Here is a 20,722-nt window from a genome sequence, read left to right on the forward strand (position 1 = left end):
GAAGGGTGTCGGTGACAGCCGCAGAAACGGGCATGCAGGTACGCGCCATCCGGGGCATAGCACAGTAATATGTGAAACCAGCTGAACAATATATGTGGAATGATGCATGTGTGTTGACGGCACAGAGATAGAAAGTCACACTGTTTTTTTACCCCTGTTATCGGGAGCTCTATCATGCCCCAGCTTTCTCCTCTTCAGCTCTTCAAAGGGCTGTCGGACGAAACGCGTTTAAACCTTGTCCTGCTTTTACGCGAAAAAGGCGAACTCTGTGTGTGCGAGCTGACGCTTATACTGAAAGAAAGCCAGCCCAAGATATCGCGGCATCTCGCTTTACTCAGAGATACAGGCCTGCTGATTGACAGGCGAGAGGGCAAATGGATTCATTACCGGTTGTCACCTCACATGCCCGCCTGGGCGGCAGCGGTGATTGAACAGGCTTATCTTTGTCAGCGGGATGACATTTTGGATCTCAGCAAGCAGGCTGAACGGGACAACGTGACCACTAACGGCAAATCTGTCTGCATTTAAAAATTTTATACATACACATATGTTTTTTCATATGTATTTTGAATTGCTGTGCCCGTTATGACAGGCGCAGTATTAAAGGAGAGTGTATGTTTCTGGCGGGTGCAGTTTTTATCCTGACACTGGTACTGGTTATCTGGCAGCCGAAAGGGCTCAGTATTGGCTGGAGCGCCGTTATTGGTGCTGCGCTGGCACTGCTCACCGGCGTGGTGCATATCGATGATATTCCGGTTGTCTGGCAGATTGTCTGGAATGCCACGGCCACGTTTATTGCGGTCATCATCATCAGCCTGCTGTTAGATGAGTCTGGCTTTTTTGAGTGGGCGGCTCTGCATGTTTCCCGCTGGGGAGGCGGCAGAGGCAGACTGCTGTTCACCTGCATTATTTTGCTGGGCGCGGCGGTGGCGGCGCTGTTTGCCAATGACGGTGCTGCACTTATCCTGACGCCCATCGTCATCGCTATGCTGCTTGCGCTGGGTTTCAGCCCGGCTGCCACGCTGGCGTTTGTCATAGCGGCCGGCTTTATCGCGGACACGTCCAGCCTGCCGCTTATCGTGTCGAACCTGGTCAACATCGTGACGGCGGATTTCTTTAAGCTGGGCTTTAGTGAGTATGCGTCCGTCATGGTACCGGTGAATATCGCCTCTGTTGCCGCCACGCTGGGAATGCTGCATCTGTTTTTCCGCAAAGAGATTCCGGTCACCTATGACCTGACCAGACTGAAGCTTCCACGGGAAGCTATTCGTGACAGGCGAACCTTTAAAGCCGGCTGGCTGGTTCTGCTCCTGCTGCTGGCCGGCTTTTTTGGTCTGGAGCCGCTCGGCGTGCCGGTTAGTCTGGTTGCGGCGGTGGCGGCATTTATCCTCTGGCTGGTTGCCCGAAAAGGGGCGGTTATTGATACCGGTAAAGTGCTGAAAGGTGCGCCCTGGCAGATAGTCATCTTTTCGCTGGGCATGTACCTCGTCGTGTATGGCCTGCGCAATGCCGGACTCACGGATTACCTATCGGCTGCACTGAACCGGTTTGCGGAGCACGGCGTCTGGGGTGCGACGATGGGTACCGGTTTTCTCACAGCCTTTTTGTCATCAGTGATGAACAACATGCCAACGGTCTTAGTCGGAGCGCTCTCCATTGACGGCAGCACCGCTCAGGGTGTGGTGAAGGAGGCGATGATATATGCCAACATCATTGGCTGCGACCTCGGCCCGAAAATCACTCCGATTGGCAGCCTGGCAACCCTGCTGTGGCTGCACGTTCTGGCACAGAAAAACATCAGCGTCAGCTGGGGCTATTACTTTCGCGTGGGCATTATCATGACCCTGCCGGTGCTTTTTGTGACGCTGGCCGCGCTGGCCCTGCGTCTCTCTGTTTAACCTTAATCTGGCGCTGCGTGCACGCACCGTCTTAAAGGAACATCGCTAATGACTGACATAACTATTTATCACAACCCGGCCTGTGGGACGTCTCGTAACACCCTGGCGTTTATCCGCAACAGTGGTGTAGAGCCTTTAGTGATTCTGTATCTGGAGACGCCGCCGACCCGCGACGAGCTGCAAAAACTGATTGCAGATATGGGAATAAGCGTGCGCGAATTACTGCGCAAAAACACGGAACCGTATGAGCAACTGGGGCTGGCAGAGGACAAGTTCAGCGATGATGAACTGCTTGATGCCATGCTGGCTCATCCTGTCCTCATTAATCGTCCGGTGGTGGTGACGCCGCTCGGCACAAAACTTTGTCGTCCGTCGGAGGGGGTTCTGGAGATTCTGCCGGACCCGCAGCAGGGACCGTTTACCAAAGAAGAGGGTGGGAGTAATCAGTGAAACATCAACGCGTCTGATAACGTCAATGTGGGCATCTTCGGTTACGCTTCCGGCAGACCTGAGAACACCTTGTGGGCATGCAAGAGGGCGGATACGGCAGGGCCGCAGAGAGCGATGTTATCCGCAGCGGATAAAAGCGCGAAGGTAACCTGACCGTAAAACGGCTGGTTACTCTCAATTTGATTGTGAAAGGTTCTCAGCTAATGATAAAAAACCCGCCATCTTCAGCGGGTTGAACAGTTAAGTCGTTCAAATTCTATTGCAGACGCCAGCTCCAGCAGTGAAGTGGCACATTTCAGCCTGGAAGAAAACGCAAATTCTGCAAGACGAATTAATAATAAAACAGATTAAAGCGCTGACTCATCAAAAGCTTTGCCAGTTCTGATCACCTGCTGCCGCGACGGCAGGACCCGTGCGCAAAACGGGTGCGGCCGGTACCGGGCGGTTTACATTGCTGTGTGATGGCGACGCAGGGACAGACAATGAAGCGAGCGTGAAAGTATTGACCAGCTGGTTAAGTGACGCTGCCTGCTCCATCAGCGAACGTGAGGCTGCAGAAGCCTCTTCAACCAGCGCGGCGTTTTGCTGTGTTACATCGTCCATCTGATCCACGGCTTGATGAACCTGTCCGATTCCCTGAGACTGCTCACTGGCCGCCACGGATATTTCATCGACCAGATGAGTAACCTGACGAACGGCATCGTTCATTCTGGCAATATTTTCGCCCACACCTTCTGCCTGTGCTGAGCCAGCCTGAACAAAGCCCATAGACGATTCGATAAGCGCCTTGATTTCACGCGCTGAAGACGATGAACGCTGCGCAAGATTGCGGACTTCACCGGCCACGACGGCAAAGCCACGGCCCTGCTCACCAGCACGGGCAGCTTCTACAGCGGCGTTGAGGGCCAGAATATTGGTCTGAAAAGCGATCCCCTCGATCAGTGAAATGATATCGGTGATTTTCGATGAGCTTCCCCGGATATCGCTCATTGTTGACAGCAGAGTGTGCACACGACCTGCACTGTCTTCTGAGATTTCATGCGCATTTTTTGCCAGCTGGCTGGCAAGACGCGTGTTTTCTGCGGTCTGACGGACGGTCTCACTCAACTCAGACATACTGGCAGCCGTTTGCTCCAGTGAGGCAGCCTGCTCCTCAGTACGGGATGAGAGATCTTCGTTACCGGCAGATATCTGCGCCGAGGCTGAGCTGACCGACTGAGCAGAAGCTTCTACTTTTGAAAGCGAGGCTGAGACATTGCCGATGAGCTGATTGAAGGCCTTCGCGGTCATGCCGATTTCATCCCGGCGTGACTCGTCCACCCTGAGGGTAAGGTCAAGCTTCTCGCTGGCTGTTTCCATGGTCTTCCGCATACCATTCAGCTGACTACGGATGGCGAAAATAGTTTTCAACGCAAAGAATGCAAGAATAGTGATAGCCAGCGCGGAGCCACCCATCAGGCTCCAGAGTGTCACCTGATAACTCCGGTCGTTCTCTTTTCTCAGGGCTTTACTGATGTCCACATTAAGCTGAAGCTGTTTCTTGTAACCTGCAATCAACTGGCGTGCCCATTCGCCAAGGCCGTCATTACTTTGAAGCGCGCCTAGCGCAACAGCGTCATTCTGTGCGCGTGAGCCAGCAAGAAACTCCGGAAGTGAGGCGTCAATTTTTTTATGGTAGAGAATGCATCCTCAGTTAACTGCCGGTCTTCCTCATTGGAAATGTCGTTGCTGAGGTAAAACTGATTCATGGATTTGATATTGCTGATAGTTTCATCAATTTTTTTTTCAACTTCAGCCTGGCGCCGGGGTTCTGTTGCACTCTGGTGGCGGTACAGCCAGATAATTAGCGTATTACTGTCGTCAATCAGTTTGCCCAGATCCAGAAGCGATGGAACCGTGTTTTCCTGCACATACTGAAAGCGGGACTGAAATCCGCTAGCAACGAAGACGGCCACAATAACCATCGCGACCAGCGCGGTAGAGAGAAGTGAAAAGGTGAGCAATAATCGCTGTGTAATTGTCATCTTTATTCCTGCTATTTTAAGTGGTTAATGATCTAGGCTGGCTATTTGAAAATATTCAGCACATCTATCGGCATAAAGATGAACTTAATTAGAAAAAAACTGATGTTTCAGGTAACTGAAGTTCAGTGCAGTGTCTTGACTGGCGTAGTCGTCATCGGGAACAGAAATACAGGTTGGGAGTAACGTCTGCTTCTGGCACAAAGCGAACATTGATGGCATTAGCCATGAGAGGGTGCAATTGTCATACTGGACACAATTATAATTCTGTCCAGACCATGCAAATTGAAATCACAGGAAGAATTATGGACACCCAACTCACAAGCGTTACCCCGGACAGCCCAGGATTTGCTGAGTTAAGATCGCAGAGCATGGCTGAAGGATTTAACATGTTACGCCGACTGCAAGATAACTGGCTTAGCGGACAGAATCGCTTTGATAGACCAGGAGAAAAACTAATTGGGGCATCTATAGATGGATTAATGGTTGGCGTTTGTGGACTTAACATCGATCCATTTACCTCAGAAACTGGCATCGGACGTCTGCGACATCTCTATGTAGACTCAGGATGGAGAAAAAGGCAGATCGGCAGTACCCTGCTCAGTGAGATAATTAAGGATTCTGACCGCTGGTTTGATTTTATCAACACAAACGCTCCTCCATTGGCATTCATTTTTTATGAACGAGCTGGCTTTGTTGCTTTAACTGGCATAGAAAAAGTCACCCACCATCTCTGCCTCAGAGACCCAGCGCGTTAATACAGTCATCTTGTGGATTGACCACATATTCTGTCCAGTGAACCTTTTTTACAGGAATGCCGGCCAGGGTATAGTCCTGGCGTAATCAAACCGTAAATCAGAGACATTACATTAAATCCATGCCGCCTGGACACACTGCGTTTCTGAGCAGGTTTGCAGAACGGCGACTGGAAAATCTTCAGGATATCAAATGAACTGACTGGCAGCTTTGAGCGAAGAGCGGACCTGTAGGCTAAGAATGTAGGCTGCAATACCATTATGCTGATTTATTGTGCAGTGAGGTATCCTGCATCCTGCATCATGTTAATGAAGACAATATTCATAGCGATTAGCCAATCGGCATTTTTTCTGAAAGAGAGTATGTTGAACCGTCTGCTTTGATTAGAGTTTCAACATTCATAAAGTCCTCTGTTCTCTGCCAACCAGTTTGTCACCTGAACATTCAATCACCGTCGTACTGTTCTCTTGCTACCCGAAAATAGCTGGAGGAGGTGATAATCCAGGACCATAAAGGTAATATCCGCATAAGCATTTCTTTTCCCATATGGGTAATCGCATAAACCACCCGGGGCAATTTTTCCTCGTAATCACAGCGGGATATAAGCCCGTCCCGCTCCAGATGGCGTAATGTTCGCGTCAGCATTCTTTGAGTGACATCCGTAAGGTAGCGGCGTAACTCACCATAGCGAAGAGGTCCGCTGGTACCAAGAATATGCAGCACGCCCAGCGACCAGCGATTACCTGCATGCGCCAGGATCTCACGTTTCAGTCCTTCATCATCGTTGCTTAATTCTTCACAAAACTCCTTTGCAAATTGCAACAGTGCTTCCCGTTCAGACTCCATATCACCTCCGGTATCATGTGTGTGCCTAATTGAACCAGGCTATGTCAGCTGTCAGGATGACGTTTTAATACAACAGGAAGCAAGAATGAATTTCGACATAAAACCTATAAACACTGTTCTTATACTGGGTGCTGGAGAGCTTGGTATTCAGGTACTGAGAGCGATGAGCAATAAAGCGCAGGCGCATACTCATGTAAAAATTAGTGTGTTACTCAGAAGCGAAGCCGCTCATGCTGTTTCTGGTTCACGCAGGGCACGGCTGGATGAACTGATGAAGCTTGGGATCGCTGTGGTGGAGGGCGATCTGCAGGAAAACAGTATTGATGAACTGAGTGAGCTATTTGCTTCTTTCGACGCCGTCATCAACTGCAGTGGTTTTGTTGGCGGCCCGGGAACGCAGATAAAAATTACGCAGGCGGTATTGAAAGCGGCTGTAGCTCGCTACTTTCCATGGCAGTTTGGCGTTGATTATGACGTTGTGGGTAAAGGCAGCGGGCAACAAGTCTGGGATGAACAGCTTGAAGTTCGCCACCTTCTCCGCCAGCAGAATGTGACAGGATGGGTCATTGTATCTACAGGTATTTTTACCAGCTATCTGTTTGAGCATGATTTTGGTGTGATTGACGCAAAAAGTAAAACTGTCTGTGCTCTGGGAGACTGGCAGCACGCCGTAACGCTGACCACACCTGAAGATATCGGCCAACTGACAGCGGACATTTTCTTCCATCAGCCCACTTTCCAAAACGAGATTATCTATATTGCAGGTGATACGCTTACTTATAGTGAACTTGCTGATTTAATGCGTGACCACTGGGGTGCTGAAGTAAACAGAAAATTACTGGACAGGCAAAAGCTCCAGGATGATGTGCAACATAATCCGCAGGATGTCGGGGCAAATTACCGACTTGCTTTCGCACGGCCTGACGGAGTAGCCTGGAATAAGAGCGATACTTACAATCAACGTCAGGGGATTGCAACTACAACGGCCCGTCAGTGGCTTGCAAAACAGCATGGAATGTAGCAGTCCGGTACTGACAAAAGCACAACATTACGCGGTGCATGCCAAAGTCTGATACCGATGTCGTTAATATATTGCTCTATATTTCACCGAAAAAAATTTCCTGGCAGTTTTGCTGACAAGACGATTGGCCCACGTATGCTAAAAAGGCCAGAACGTAAAGTGATGGCCCTAACTTAGTTAGGGAGGGCCTTTGTATTGGATCAAGGTTTTAATGTCCGCTTCTGGCACAAAGCGGACTGATGCATGGCCAACGTCCGCTTTAGGCGAGGAGCTGACGCTAACGTTATTTTTTAAAAATTTGGTTTGTATCTTTTTGCATTAGTCTGTAGTCGAAAAATATTGCGTCGGTTATTTACCCTATGTTTTTCTGAACATTGTAATAAACGCGCTGCCTGAGCCGTTTTCTATGGGGAAAACTGCTTTTCACCTGCGCCTTCGTTGAAAAGCCCGGCGACCCAGTCAGCAAAAGCACGCACGGCGGGAGAGAGAAAACGCTGATGCGGATAGAGCATCGTCACCGGCACGGAGGGTGGCTGCCAGTCCGCAAGAACCTCGACCAGTTTGCCTTGCTGCAGATTCTTTGAAATCACATTCTCAGCAAGCTGCGCCAGCCCAAAACCCTCAAGACACAGTCTGATGTAAAGTCCCGTTTCGTTGACGGCTGTAACCCCCTCCACCGGAACAGAGAAGGCCTCAGCGCCTCGTATAAAACGTAGCTCATTAGTGCGTCTTCCCGAACCGAAAAAGTAATGAATCGCCCTATGCTGCGATAACGCCTCCGGCGTCTCAGGAATACCGTATTCCCTGAGATAGTCCGGCGAGGCGCAGGTCAACCAGCGAAACCGGCCAAGCGGACGTGCAACCAGTGTGGAGTCAGTTAATTCACCGGTTCTTATGACGCAATCTACACCTTCCTGCACAAGATCGACCTGCCGGTCGCTCACACCAATCATCAGGTAAATATCCGGATAAAGTCGGTAAAAGTCTTTCAGGTTGGGCAGGACGATGAAATGCGCGATCCCACCGGGCATATCAACCCGCAGGCGCCCACGGGGGCGCCTGTTCGAATTAGCCAGACTGGCTTCAGTATGTTCAATTAAAGCCAGAATTTCCCGGCATTGCGCCAGATACTGCAGGCCTTCAGGCGTAAGGCTGACCCGTCTTGTTGTGCGGTTCAGCAGACGTACCTGCAGGTATTTCTCCAGGTTTTTAATAGTACTGGTAACAGTGGAAGAAGGCAGTGACAGCGTTTCTGCCGCGCGTACAAAGCTCCCGGCCTCAGCAACCCGTATGAAAATCTGCATAGCCTGAATCCGATCCATCATCCTTCCCATGGGTAAAAATTGAGTCTGATTATTCGCAAATTATGAATTATGAAAACGGTTTAAGCACCTTTTTCAGGGTAATGGCGTGGCGTATCGTTTCCACATTGATCAGGAAAGAGGCAAGTTAATGACCGGCTATATCAGAAATATTGTTAACAATCAGAATCTCACTTCACAGGCTATGTTGATTCGTGGTGCCACGATACTGAGCATGGACGAGAGTGTCGGTAACATTGAGCGCGGTGATATTCTCATCAACGGTTCAACGATTAACGTTGTGGGTCAGGACCTTGACGCGCCGGGTGCTCACGTCATTGATGCCAAAAATATGATTGTCATGCCGGGGATGGTTGATTCTCATCGTCACGCCTGGGAAGGTCAGCTGCGCCGAATTAACCCTAACGCCATCTGTCTGGACGACTACAGCAACGCCACGCACTTCTCGTTCGCTAAATATTACCGCCCTGAAGATATCTATGTCGGTAACCTGCTGACGGCGCTGGGTGCGATTGACGCGGGCATTACCACGATGATTGATAATTCGCATAACAGCCGCACCGCAGAACACGCCGATGCCGCAGTCGAGGCCCTGCTTGATAGCGGTATTCGCGCTATCCATGCTTCCGGCGCACCGGTTGCGGGTGAATGGAACAAGGCGCACTGGCCTTGCAACTGGCAGCGTCTGCAGGAAAAATATTTCAGGGATAATCCAGAGAGTCTTGTGACGCTGGGCGTCATGGCTCAGCTGGAGCCGGAATTGTGGGCTGAGGCCCGCAGACTGGGGCTGCCGATTGTCACCGAGTTCTTTGGTGCTGAAATGGCCTCCGAGCTCGAATCACTGCATCAGCAGGGTCTTCTTGGCCCGGACAATATCTTTAACCACTGCACAGCCCTGCCTGATGAGGGATGGGAAATCCTGCGCGACGCCGGTGTCCGGGTCAACGTCTGCCCGCGCTCAGATTCGCACTATGGGATCGAAAGCGGGATGTTCGCCATTGAAGCCGCGCAGCGTCATGGCATCAATCCTGGACTTAGCGTGGACAATGAAACGTCTTACAGCACCGATATGTTTACAGAAATGCGCGTGGCGTTCTATCTGCAGCGTGTGATGGGTATGCATAAGCAGCACTGCTGTGATTCAGAGCATTCGCTGACAACGCTTCCGGCTGCTAAGTTGCTGAAATCGGCAACCGTTGATGGCGCGTTTTGTGCCGGACTGCAGGACAAAATCGGGAGCCTGACGCCAGGCAAACAGGCTGACCTGATCCTGATTAACGCGACTGACCTCAACCTCTATCCAAACGGGAATGCGTTTGGCAGGGTGGTGCATGCTGCTGAACGCAGCAACATCGATACCGTGATGATCGGCGGTCGCATCGTCAAGCAGAACGGCAAAGTGCTGGGTGTGGACAGCGAGCGCCTTCGCGCAGCGATTGACGAATCACGTGAGCACCTTTTTGCGGCAGCAGGGTATGAACCAGACATCTTTGCGGAAAAATTCCTGCCACCTATTCAGTCTGACTGATAGAGACGATCAGCATGATTATTCGCCGGCTTGCAGCATTGTGTCCTGTGGAGTTTCGGATCAACCAGAACTATCAGCAGGCCAGCGAAGTGCTGGGCGTTGAACCGAATATTGGGGACAAACTTGTCAGCCCGCAGGTACGACAGTGCTAAAGACCTGAAACCTCACACTTGACTTACAAGACTTCATATTTTTGATTAATTGTCAGAACTTACGGATCAGAGTCATCTGAAGTGCCTCCCTGGCAAGTATGGCTTCAGCGAGCGGCTTCCTGAGGCGTGTATTCTCCTCTTCAAGCGACTTGAGCTGCTTCACTTCAGGAACCTTCAAGCCGCTAAACTTCTTGCGCCAGGTGAAAAAGATGACGTCGGAAATAGCTTTTTACGGCAGAATTCACCGGAAGAAAAAACAGCCTCATCTGAGCGGAGGATACTGATGATCTGTTCGTCGGAAAAAGCTTCCTGGTAGGGGTGTACGCAGGTGGCTGATGAGGACATCACTTACATCGCCTGTGTTAATCAGCGGAGGGCAGGTCAGCCTGTTTATGCAGGAGGTTATATTACAAAAGCTTTTCTGGTTTAAGGATAAGGGATGTAAATCAGAACTGCTAATTTGACCTTTATCAGCTAATACAAAGCTGGTGGCGGGGTAGATAGTTAAGCACGGGATTTTGCCTGCGATGTTCATGGCCGTACGGTGTGTTGTTAACCAATCGGCCAGAAAGTATGCAAATGACGCACTTCCTGACCGGCTTAATCATTAAATTACAGGCTGTTTTGCAGGAAATTATTATGTCATCAAACCTTTCTGATGACGTTAAAATACCGGCAACAGATCAAACTCGCTCAGCGCCCATGAAAGGATGTTCAGGGCGGCGAATACCATAATCATGCACAACTGAAGCCCGTCCCACTGGCTGCGCTGATAGCCTGAGTCATGACGGGATCGCATTTTCAGATGAAGTAATCCCGGAACAATCACTGCCCAAATTGTTGCGATTAGCCCGGCATAACCAATCGCCCTAACAAACCCATCCGGAAAAAGCAGAGATAAACTCAATGGCGGCAGGAACGTGATCGCTGTGGCTTTGAGGCGTCCCGTTCTGGTCCTGGGAAGAGTCAGGCGGTCACTGATGTAATCCACAAGGCCCGCTGTCACCCCAACGAACGAACAGATAACGGCAAAATGCGAAAATATCGAGAACAACAGCGACATTCCGGCCGTATAACCGCGCAGACTAAACGCGTGCATTAGCGCGGCAATGTCGCCGCCCTGGCTGGCAATTTCCGGAAAGGCTGAGCGCGGAAGGTTACCCATCGTGCAGATTATCCAGAAAAGATAGATAACCAGCGCCACGGCGGTGCCTGTGTACAGGCATATTTTCACACGTCGATGATCGCCATTGTAATAGCTAATCAGACCAGAAATGTTTCCATGATAACCGAATGAAGCAAGGCAGAATGGCACGATGCCTAACATATAGGGCCAGTAGGATGCTGCCGGATTCTGACTGTCCAGCAGGTAGTCGACATTCACGGTGGTAAGTAATCCACCAAACAGGATAAGTAACAGAACAATTTTAGTGATGAGCAAAACAGACATTATCCTGCCAATGCTGCTGGTGCCTAACCAGACGATGGCAGCCACGGTCAGGCTTAACATAACTTTGGCTTCGGATGATGAAACCGTTTTGCCGGTCAGTCTGCTCAGTGAGTGATCATAAACAGGCCCGACCGCTGAAATATAGGCGTATGTCAGAATGCCCAGCACGAAAACCAGGCTCAGGCCATTTACTTCAGCCCAGTTACGGCCTAATACATCACGGACGATTTTGTCATAGCCGGTTTCCAGAGGGTAATGCTGGCTCACACGGTGAAACATCAGACCACTGATTAACATACAGACCCAGCTAAACGTCAGTATCAGTAACGCCCATCCAAACCATGCCCCGGCCATCACGACCGGCAGGACGAACATGCCTGCACCCACCACGGTGCCGCAAATGATGGTCGCTCCCCAAAATACCGAAGGAGAACGCCTTGAAATTGCAATATCTGACATAGGGGTTCCTGAAGTGAAAATTTAGCGCTGAAGGATAGCCTCTATAGCCAGGGCATGGCTAATTAACTGACGATCTTCTTTCGGCAACCCATCTGACGATAATCCTACTGACAAATGTCCCCGGCCAGTAACCGGCATTTTATGCTGGGCACACCTGTGCTGCTGGCAATGTCGGTGTTACGAATAAGTTTATTGGAAATATCAGGTAGACCGGCATTACCGATTCGTGGCACTTCACACCACAGAGTCGGATAGACTCAGCCGGTAGCCCTGATCATGCAGGCAGATGAGGGATAACAGCGGGTTCACCCATCACTGCTGCGTCGGGTAGCGACAAGTTGCTGACTGTCGGGGCAACAAATCCAGGGGTATCTTTGGTGAGGGATATAGGAACAATACCCCGGCTGAATAACTTCCCTGCGAAAATGCGCACATACCGGCAGCTACCGATGCGATACTTCCGCCGCTGCTTATAACTACCCGCTCCCGGGGAAATCAGCGACAAAGAGCACCTAAGCAACAGGTTTCACGGCGGGACTGAGCGCTGATTTCAGGCATAGATTATGCAAAATCTGTGGGGTTCAGAGGCGGGCAGGGGGAGTTTAACAGGTTTAATACTTGTTTAGAGAAAGTGTGCTGCTCCGAAGGTCAGGGTTCGCTTTGAGCGATAAGCGGACGTGAAATAGTATCGATAGGGACGTTCTGCTATATCAAATATAACGATACGCTCGCGAACCCTTGTTGGTGTTGATTTTTCAGACAGAAGTGCAGGGCAATATAAACCCCAGGTTTTTAATGCAACCAGCCTATCCACGTTTTACTTTTTTAATTGCCATTTTTACTAACCAATACATGGCTAAAGCGTAAAAAGCGATAACGGTCACAAGGGAAAAGAACGTAACCGGATCCGTACCGGCTTCGTATACGTCATCCTGATAACTGCCGAAAATTTGATGAGAATGTTCAACGAGCCACGCCGTCAGCGGATAGAGTGGCATCCCGTAACGCGATACCATAAAGGCCGCAATAAAGCAGACGAAAAACCCGCTGCTTTTCTAGCGAATTTTGCTGTTTGCAAAATTACTTTCTCCCTGAACGTCAACGTAGCCGTATGCCATCAAGCTGTTTCGCGAACCCGGCTCGCGAATTGTTTTTCTCCGGAGCAGCGCCTGTCTTACCGTATAGAAATCAGTGCGCCGCACGAAGGTGATACACCCTTCACTTTCTCCGGAGCCGTCTGGCCGAAGAGGATGCAGGCGGAAACCGCCGCGGGCAACGCCATTGATGAAGATGGAAACACTCATCGTTTCCGAATTAAAGAGCGCAAACCATTCAGAATGATTTGAGTTGTTCCAGGTGTCGACGGCCTATCCTCTGATCCGGTTAGCGATACTGCCTTCAGGACGCGGAACAATCCAGTAGCGCCCGACCGGAATGGCACTGTTAGGCTTGTAAGTACAGTTTGGATCATTGGTATAAGGCTTTTGGCCGGAAAATACCGGGAAGGTACCCACGCCGTAAACGTGTAGCTTTGCTTCGCCGCCGCCCTTTGTTAGATCGTCGTAGGTCATTCTCTTTAACTGCATTAAACGCTCCCTGCAGGTTATAAGGCATGCCAGTGAACCGGGCAATGCTACCATTCATTCATAGAGAAGTTAACGGGCAGGCGGGCGCTTGACAGCCAGTGATCTTCTGCGAGCCAGACAGCATTATTTATCATAAGACTATTTGCCGCATCCCGTCATAGGCATTCGGCGCGATCCTTCAGCACAAATACGTATGTCCGCTTCTGGCACAAAGCAGAAGTGCGTCTTAGGCAAGGTCCGCTTTTCAGCAAGTCGCGGACGTTGCTAAAAGCGTTCTGTATGAATTAACAGGGAGCAGGTCAGTCGCCTACATCACTTTTACGCATAAAAAGATAAAGCCTGAGGCATGCATCTGCGCGAGCATCCAGATGCGGTTTTTCTCACCTCCTCCAGCCAACTAACCCCCACACGCCGACTTCGATAATGACGTCGCGTAGCCCCGCACCGGTTAAATCTGACGATAGAGAAAGTAATGTTTTTACTGATGATATGCCCTAAAATCATGATCGTTCAGTCAAAGCGATGGCTGCAATCAGTTGCATAGAATCATAAGCCGTGAAACCGTAAAGCTGCATTGCAAATATTTCTACAAAATGAGGTCAAATTGAGGCCTGAAGACAAGCAGCTACGGAGTGACTGGCATGAGTGAATTAGTGACAATGGCTTTGAGGGCCCCACTTAATGACGAATAAACAGGGTGTTTTGATTGTTAACCTTGGAACACCAAATGAACCAACGCCTGCTGCGGTTAAGAAATTTTTATCTAAATTTCTGCATGACTACAGAGTGGTCGACTTACCGAGAATCATTTGGTGCCCCATTCTACATGGCGTGATTATCCCATTACGTGCGAAGCGAGTGGCGAAATTATATTCTTCGATTTGGATGGAGGAAGGTTCCCCTCTCATGGTTTACAGCGTCAGGCAAGCCCGTGCGCTTGAAGAAGTGACAGGTTTGCCCGTCGAGCTGGGGATGAGTTATGGCGAGCCGGGTATAGGTGGTGCAATTGACAGGCTACTGGAAAAAGGCGTCGATAAAATTATCGTCATTCCTTTGTATCCCCAGTTTTCATCTTCGACCGTTTCTTCTGTTTGGGATAGCGTGAGCCGTCACCTGCAGACAATGAAGAACCGCTATACACCCTCCATAAATTTCATCAATGACTATGCCGATCTTCCTGCCTACATTGAAGCGTTAAAAGCATCCGTTCTGGCATCTTTCGAAGCTAACGGCATTCCAGATGCATTGTTGATTTCATATCATGGTATACCGGTAAGGTTTGTCAAAGAGGGGGATCAATACCAGGAAAGATGTGAGTTAACGACAAAGTTACTCATTGAAGCAATCAATATGCCGTCATTGAAAATATTGATGACGTTCCAGTCAAGATTCGGCAGAGAGCCATGGTTAACGCCTTATACTGATGAGACAATTAAAAATCTTCCGAATGAAGGAATAAAAAGCCTGCATGTAATCAGCCCGGGGTTCGCATCAGACTGTTTAGAAACGCTTGAGGAGCTTGATGAGCAGAACAGGGAGATTTTTATGCATGCGGGTGGTAAATCGTTTACTTACATACCGGCGCTTAATGATAAACCGATTCATATCGAGATGCTGCGACAACTTGTGAAGCTTAATCGGTTTCAGGCATGATTTTCACATTCTTGTGAGCAGGATGTTGCAGGTGTCAACATTCATAGTGAAACCAGAAGTGGGCCCTCCCGGACATGTATTTGATACGTGCCGGGACGGCCTTATAGGGGCCGCCTGGAAAACCCGCTACGCCAGCTGCAAGCAACTGTCTTATACGTGGGTATGAGTCGAAGATTATTCGAGGGCAGGTCAGCTATAAGCGAGGAGCGGACATTGCTAACAGCGTTCTGTATGAATCAGCGGGGAGCAGGTTAAACATCGCCTGCTCCCCGTTAATTAATCCTGAGTCTCGTTAAAATTGCGTCCTGTTCAGGCAAACACCCGCGTCATTTACTCTACTAGCGCCACTGCCCGGATTGGCGAAGCCGATGCACCTTTAATCCTGAGCGGAAATGCCATGAAAATAAATTCGGAAGGCAAGGCTTGAAGATTAGCCAAATTCTCAATGATCAGGCAATCAGAGCCGAGAACGGCAAGGTGAGCCGGGTATGCTTCATTATTATATCTGTCCAGCGACATGGCATCTGTACCGAAAACAGTAACGCCTTTTTCAATCAGATAATCTGCTCCTTCGCCTGATAAGCCTGGCCAGTTTTGTAAAAATGGCGCATGGTTTGGACGACAGCTCCACTTCTCATCATAACCCGTTCGAAATATCACAATATCTTCTGCAATGATTCTTCCTTTATCAGCTTCCCAGGACTGGATCATTTCTACAGTGATGTCACTGTTCTCTGCCAGATGCGACATATCCAGGCAGCGACCCCGTCCGGTGAGCTGGCGCACGTCAATCTGCTCTATAGTTTTTCCACCTTCAATGAAATGAACAGGCGCATCCACATGAGTACCGCAATGATCGCCGAGGCTAAGTTGACAGTTATAATTGCCATCACCAGCAATGTAGTCTTCGGCACGGCTGCAGAAGAATTTTCCATGGGTTGGCCAGACTGGCATGAACTCTTCATAGAGATGGTTTAACTCAATGAGTTTATGGTGACGTAATAAAGTGATCAGATCGCTGGTCATATCAGGCCTTTTTCAACGTTACTGTTTCTTTAATGAACCAAAGTGGAACACATGAGATAAGTAATACCGCGACAATAACCAAATAGTGCACGGTGAAACCGTAGTTGTGAATAATCCAACCACTAATGGGTGCGACCAGAATACCAGCGATGCCAACTGCGAGGCCGATCATCAATCCCATGCTGGACGCTGCAGCACGAGGAGATGAGTCGATAAGTAAAGCATAAGCCACAGGGTAAGGTGAGTTGCGGAACAGGCCCCAAAAGATAAGAATGGCCCAGCCAAGTGTTGCGGAATGGATGAACATGCAAAGCGCCGCTGCCAGAATCCAGCCCGTAATAATGATGCCCAGAGAGCGTTTACGCCCTTTCAAATCCGAGAAGCTGCCCCACAAAATCTGCCCAATCCAGCCAGTCAATCCGGATGCACCAGAGATGATTGCTGCGGTCGAGAGGTCGAGTCCAACTTCACGCGTCAGTTGCAGCGTCAGAAAGTTAGCTATCCCCATCTCTGCCCATGTAAAACCAAAAATCAGCAGAATACTCAATTGGCAGTTGCGGTTTTTCAGGCAAGATGCGGCATTAGCCCATACCGAACTCTTTTCAATGGTGTTCTGCAATGATTCCGTAACGGGCGGGGTCAGCTTGTTATCAACAATCCAGTCATTAACCCTCTGATGATTTTTACGTGTACCAACGATTAACTGTGCCACTAAAATAACTAAGCCAATCAGTGGAATAAACAGAAATGCTTCACGCCAGGTCGCAAAAGCCAGAATGGCTGCGATCAGGATAGGACCAATAAATTGTCCTAGCGGAAATCCGGTATGATGTACTCCAATAGCAAATCCACGGTTCTCTTTCTGCCACCACTCCCCGAGCAGAGCAACGTTTATCGGTTCCGACCCCCCCGTTCCCATGCCCATTGTGACACGCAGCACCTGAAACGCTCCCAGCGTCTTACAAAAGGCAGTCGCAACACCTGAGATAATTTCCACAAGCACCGTTACGCACCAGCTGTAACAGCGCTTATGCCCGGCACCTAACCAGTCTGAGAACAAACCGAAAACCACAGCGCCAGCTAAGGTTCCAACAAAGCTAAGTGAGTTGAGCCAACCTGCCTGAACTTCGGTCAGGTTAAATGACTGCATTATTGCCGGAAGCAGAGTAGGAAGAATAATCCTGTCAATTGAGTTCATCAGGATCGCAAGAGTCGTAATGACCAGCATCCACCAGGAGAGAGGATGCGCTTTAGGGAGAAAACGATATAGCCCGGTGCGCGGAGCGTGTTCACCGTCAGTCCAGGTCTCTTTTGGCGACTTTTTCGTCTGTTCAGATGTGGAAGTTGTCATATCTGGTGCCTTAGAAAAATATTTATTGTCAGCAGCCCTACTGATGCCGCTGGCGAGCCCAGCCCCTATTTGTAGTTATTATTGTTATGTTTAAGGAAACAATAGATCAAAATTTAAACACCTTGATAACATAGCTATCGCGGCTACTACCATACAAGTGACTTACAGTTGATACTTGACCTTGATCACGGTTAATCAATGATTAAATAAAAAAAGCATTAAAGAGATCACATAACTGGACTGATTTGTCGGGTGATTTATAACCAGGCAGGCTGTTCAGGTATTAAATTGAATTTAAAGCAGCAAAATTCGAGTGTCCGCTTCTGGCACAAAGCGGACGAACGTCGGGCAGATGTCCGCTGTGAGCGAAAAGCGGACATTGAAGTTGTCCTCTGTATTGATGAAGGTATTACTCCAGTCGCCGGATATTAATTAACGAGGAGCCAGCCATCCACTGCTTCATTGGCAAACTACACACACAGCAATGCCGGAATCTTACAGCGGGTATGTTTCTTCCTGTTCACTATCCCACCTTATTACCACAGTACAAATTCTGTTCACCTGCTTCAAACAAGTCTCTACGCTTCCACGCTATCCGGTAGCCTCTGGCAAACCTGAAAGCAGGGATAGATATGAACAAAAGGATATAAAGCATCACCAAAGACATAATTAAACCAAGAATGCTGACCAGAACGGATGCAGCCTGTAGCGCCAGTGCTATATAGTTATGTTGAGTGAAATAAAAAGGTAGGCTACTGATCGACTCAGGGAGCAGACTGGCAACAAATATAATCATAGCGATGCTTACAAAAAACAAGATAAAACTAATTAGTCGTGCGCCTTTCTGCAATCTGACTTCGCCATTCTCTTTACAAATAAAAAGACCCGGCAACGACAGAAAAGCGGAGAGATCCTTGTTGTCGGCGCGAATTTTATTTTTATGCGTATAGTAAAAAAGATTTTTCATAAACTGCGAACTATATCTGACTCCGTACGCCAACATCTGACTCTGAATCACATATTCATCGAGAAATCCGCCGGTTGTCTTATGTAGCAGAGAAAATAGCCGAACCTTGTCGGCAGTAGACAGCCGACTAAAGATGGTGAAAAGCTGAGGTTTAGGCAGGCATTTAAAAAAATAGCTCAGTAAAGCTACACATAGAGCGCTAATTATCTTCACTGAGGAATCAGATAGTGTCATTAATATCTCCTTTAACTTTTATGAACATCGCTATTCCAGTCATGCTGATTGAGAAGTTGAAACATAAATTTCTTTGTTTCCCAACCATCGAGGCAAGGCGACCAGATTCATCCTGAGATTGACCCACCTCGTATCTAGGTCTGCTTCTGGTACTGAACGGACGTTGTGCAGGCCAATGTCCGCTATGAGCGAAAAGCGGACGCCAAAATCATTGCGATAGGGATGTTATGCCACATTACACATGACATCCCAACGGCCCTCCTCAGCACGTTTTACACGGACGGGAGTGAAGCGACTCTGAAAGCCGCGCGAACCATGCTGCAGAGTGGCTTTGACCGAGTAATATCGTCAGGCAAATTATCAGCCTGACGGATGACGAGTTGCCGCAGATACACCTTTGAGCTGCCCGGCCGACTTATTAATAAAGAAGCTCATGTCAAAACATTCTTCATCAATGATAAGCTGCGTCAGTTCAGTAATGAGAGAATTGAGAGCAAGGGTAACCTCTCGTTTGTTCTCCTCGATCCTCTCTTCATATTTTTCCTGTGAAATGGTTCCCCAAGGTAAGTCATCTTCCCCATCATCAGGATCGTATCGTTCGGCGCTGACTTCCTCTCTGAGTTCATCGTCATTAACCACCAAATCGGCCAGATGTCCGGCGCACGTATCCGTCATCTCCGAAAGAAATTCTTTAGTCATCTCTTGGTTAAAATCCTCCTCATCGTCGTCATCCTTCTCACTAGTGCTGGAGGAGAATTTAATAAAACCGGGGCAATTTAAGGCAAGAAATTCAGCAATAAAAGCCTCACCATCATTTTCCTTAAAATAATGAACCGTTTTTTCAACCTCGTCGTCGGAAAAAACGTCATTTTCTAGTCGGTAGTGGGCATTAATGTCCAAAATATGCCTGATGGATGAAGAAACCTGCGAACGTATGAGTGCTGGCAACAGATGCATTAGTGATTTTGTATTTTTCTCATCAAGCGCATGCTGCTGGAGCCTTTTCATTTTACGGGTTATGCCGATTGTTGTTCTTCTGCATTGTTGAAGATGCTGCTTTATCTTATTTTGGTAGTCGGAGCTATTGATTTCGAAGTGAACAGAATCACCTAAACCTTTGATTTTATCAATTAGATGCTCGGAGAAGTTTTTACCTCCGCTGTTAAAGTAAAAAAGTACTTCATGACTAAAGAAGCTTTCTTTCTCGTCGGCTAGCCTGTCATTTTCCGCAGAATCCGCGGTAGAACTGTAATTCATCGACCCCATGTACAGTGTGTCATCAACCTGCAGCATCTTGATATGAGTGTGAGGATTGACTATGACCTGAATAGTCAGGCCTTGCCTGCTTTCAAACAGTTTGTTGAATGCGCAGATAATGCCGGATATGTTTTTGCCCTGATAACAGAATGCTATGCGCAGTGAGACATTTTTTGATGCGCATTTTATGAGTTCAGTAACGTCTGCTGAAAAAGCATTCACGACGGTGTAGGTAATGACTGTGATCTGTTTAGGCAAAGAATCCGAAGCCTTTTTTTCATGAGGGAAGCGGTTGCCCATTAACTCTTTTAGGCCCACGCCTTTTTCGCGAAAGATAACCTCCGAAGGCTGAATGAGTGGTAACAAGGAGTTCTCACGTATAGAAAGAGGCTTATGTTCAGGTACATCTTCAAAATATTTAGCGCCTGTTTCTTCATCTATCAGTAAATCTTTCATACCACCCATGATGCGTTCCTTATTGATTAAGCAGAAATCCGATGACGCAAAAAACGGAAAGGGGTAAAACATACGTAAGAACAGAGTGCTGTTTCATAGAGCAATTATTTCGTTTACTTTATTATTACTGAAATAATAAATAAAGCACATCTCTCGTTATGACGGTGTTTTCCAAGAAAGATTCTACTTCCGCTTTTGGCACAAAGCGGACATGCGCGCTAGCACTCTGTCTGCTGTGAGACTGGAACTTAATGGGTCACAAACGCTATTCTTAAAGAAGTTTGGATGT

General features: G+C 48.5%; 14 protein-coding genes and 3 pseudogenes. 7 read left to right on the forward strand and 10 right to left on the reverse strand.

Annotation, left to right across the window (positions count from 1 at the left end):
• Positions 1-174 precede the first annotated feature (174 nt).
• The 3 genes from Q7C21_RS04075 to arsC all read left to right on the forward strand — a co-directional run bounded on the left by Q7C21_RS04075 (position 175) and on the right by arsC (position 2,348).
• The gene (locus Q7C21_RS04075; RefSeq protein WP_008924815.1) at positions 175-528 is read left to right on the forward strand and encodes a metalloregulator ArsR/SmtB family transcription factor; all 354 of its coding nucleotides are present in this window, start codon (positions 175-177) and stop codon (positions 526-528) included.
• An 86-nt stretch (positions 529-614) separates the two neighbouring features.
• A complete protein-coding gene (locus Q7C21_RS04080) occupies positions 615-1,898 on the forward strand; it encodes an arsenic transporter (RefSeq protein ID WP_008924814.1) in 1,284 nt (427 codons plus the stop codon).
• A gap of 48 nt (positions 1,899-1,946) precedes the next feature.
• The gene (arsC, locus tag Q7C21_RS04085) at positions 1,947-2,348 is read left to right on the forward strand and encodes an arsenate reductase (glutaredoxin) (protein ID WP_039661333.1); all 402 of its coding nucleotides are present in this window, start codon (positions 1,947-1,949) and stop codon (positions 2,346-2,348) included.
• Between the two features lie 363 nt (positions 2,349-2,711).
• On the opposite strand, the pseudogene Q7C21_RS04090 reads toward arsC, so the two are convergent.
• Positions 2,712-4,372, reverse strand: a pseudogene (locus Q7C21_RS04090) (methyl-accepting chemotaxis protein).
• 302 nt (positions 4,373-4,674) lie between these two features.
• Between Q7C21_RS04090 and Q7C21_RS04095 the strand changes: the two are divergent.
• Positions 4,675-5,127 carry a GNAT family N-acetyltransferase gene (locus Q7C21_RS04095; RefSeq protein ID WP_375150430.1) on the forward strand — a complete coding sequence of 151 codons (453 nt, stop codon included), beginning with the start codon at positions 4,675-4,677 and terminating at the stop codon, positions 5,125-5,127.
• A gap of 442 nt (positions 5,128-5,569) precedes the next feature.
• On the opposite strand, the gene Q7C21_RS04100 is transcribed toward Q7C21_RS04095, so the two are convergent.
• Complete coding sequence (locus Q7C21_RS04100) at positions 5,570-5,971, reverse strand: winged helix-turn-helix transcriptional regulator (RefSeq protein ID WP_375150431.1); 402 nt, start codon at positions 5,969-5,971, stop codon at positions 5,570-5,572.
• A gap of 85 nt (positions 5,972-6,056) precedes the next feature.
• Between Q7C21_RS04100 and Q7C21_RS04105 the strand changes: the two genes are divergently transcribed.
• Positions 6,057-6,992: an aromatic alcohol reductase gene (locus Q7C21_RS04105; protein WP_312543609.1), complete on the forward strand. Its 936-nt coding sequence runs from the start codon at positions 6,057-6,059 to the stop codon at positions 6,990-6,992.
• A gap of 404 nt (positions 6,993-7,396) precedes the next feature.
• Here Q7C21_RS04105 and Q7C21_RS04110 read toward each other — a convergent pair whose 3' ends face one another.
• Entirely contained in the window at positions 7,397-8,314 is a 918-nt protein-coding gene (locus Q7C21_RS04110) for a LysR family transcriptional regulator (RefSeq protein ID WP_375150478.1), read from the reverse strand.
• Positions 8,315-8,444: 130 nt separating this feature from the next.
• Here Q7C21_RS04110 and Q7C21_RS04115 point away from each other — a divergent pair, with 130 nt between their 5' ends.
• A complete protein-coding gene (locus tag Q7C21_RS04115; protein WP_375150432.1) occupies positions 8,445-9,842 on the forward strand; it encodes an amidohydrolase family protein in 1,398 nt (465 codons plus the stop codon).
• 178 nt (positions 9,843-10,020) lie between these two features.
• On the opposite strand, the pseudogene Q7C21_RS04120 reads toward Q7C21_RS04115, so the two are convergent.
• From Q7C21_RS04120 to Q7C21_RS04130, 3 genes and pseudogenes are all read right to left on the reverse strand, one after another.
• Positions 10,021-10,339, reverse strand: a pseudogene (locus tag Q7C21_RS04120) (transposase); the annotation flags it as partial.
• A 319-nt stretch (positions 10,340-10,658) separates the two neighbouring features.
• Positions 10,659-11,903, reverse strand: coding sequence for an aromatic amino acid transporter (locus Q7C21_RS04125; protein ID WP_187513398.1), 1,245 nt, complete (start codon positions 11,901-11,903; stop codon positions 10,659-10,661).
• A 1,055-nt stretch (positions 11,904-12,958) separates the two neighbouring features.
• A pseudogene (locus Q7C21_RS04130) lies at positions 12,959-13,543 on the reverse strand (DUF2778 domain-containing protein).
• Between the two features lie 627 nt (positions 13,544-14,170).
• On the opposite strand from Q7C21_RS04130, the gene hemH reads away from it, so the two are divergent.
• Positions 14,171-15,142, forward strand: a complete 972-nt coding sequence (gene hemH / locus Q7C21_RS04135) for a ferrochelatase (protein WP_039661340.1) — start codon at positions 14,171-14,173, stop codon at positions 15,140-15,142.
• A gap of 330 nt (positions 15,143-15,472) precedes the next feature.
• Here hemH and Q7C21_RS04140 read toward each other — a convergent pair whose 3' ends face one another.
• The 4 genes from Q7C21_RS04140 to Q7C21_RS04155 all read right to left on the reverse strand — a co-directional run bounded on the left by Q7C21_RS04140 (position 15,473) and on the right by Q7C21_RS04155 (position 20,442).
• The gene (locus tag Q7C21_RS04140; protein ID WP_039661341.1) at positions 15,473-16,168 is read right to left on the reverse strand and encodes a cyclase family protein; all 696 of its coding nucleotides are present in this window, start codon (positions 16,166-16,168) and stop codon (positions 15,473-15,475) included.
• Position 16,169: 1 nt separating this feature from the next.
• Complete coding sequence (locus tag Q7C21_RS04145; protein WP_039661342.1) at positions 16,170-17,519, reverse strand: MFS transporter; 1,350 nt, start codon at positions 17,517-17,519, stop codon at positions 16,170-16,172.
• A 523-nt stretch (positions 17,520-18,042) separates the two neighbouring features.
• Positions 18,043-18,720, reverse strand: a complete 678-nt coding sequence (locus Q7C21_RS04150; protein WP_033762513.1) for a hypothetical protein — start codon at positions 18,718-18,720, stop codon at positions 18,043-18,045.
• Between the two features lie 360 nt (positions 18,721-19,080).
• Positions 19,081-20,442 carry a hypothetical protein gene (locus Q7C21_RS04155; RefSeq protein WP_110411855.1) on the reverse strand — a complete coding sequence of 454 codons (1,362 nt, stop codon included), beginning with the start codon at positions 20,440-20,442 and terminating at the stop codon, positions 19,081-19,083.
• Between the last annotated feature and the right edge of the window lie 280 nt (positions 20,443-20,722).

It is taken from the genome of Pantoea sp. ANP04 (assembly GCF_041982285.1).
GTDB lineage: Bacteria > Pseudomonadota > Gammaproteobacteria > Enterobacterales > Enterobacteriaceae > Pantoea > Pantoea eucalypti.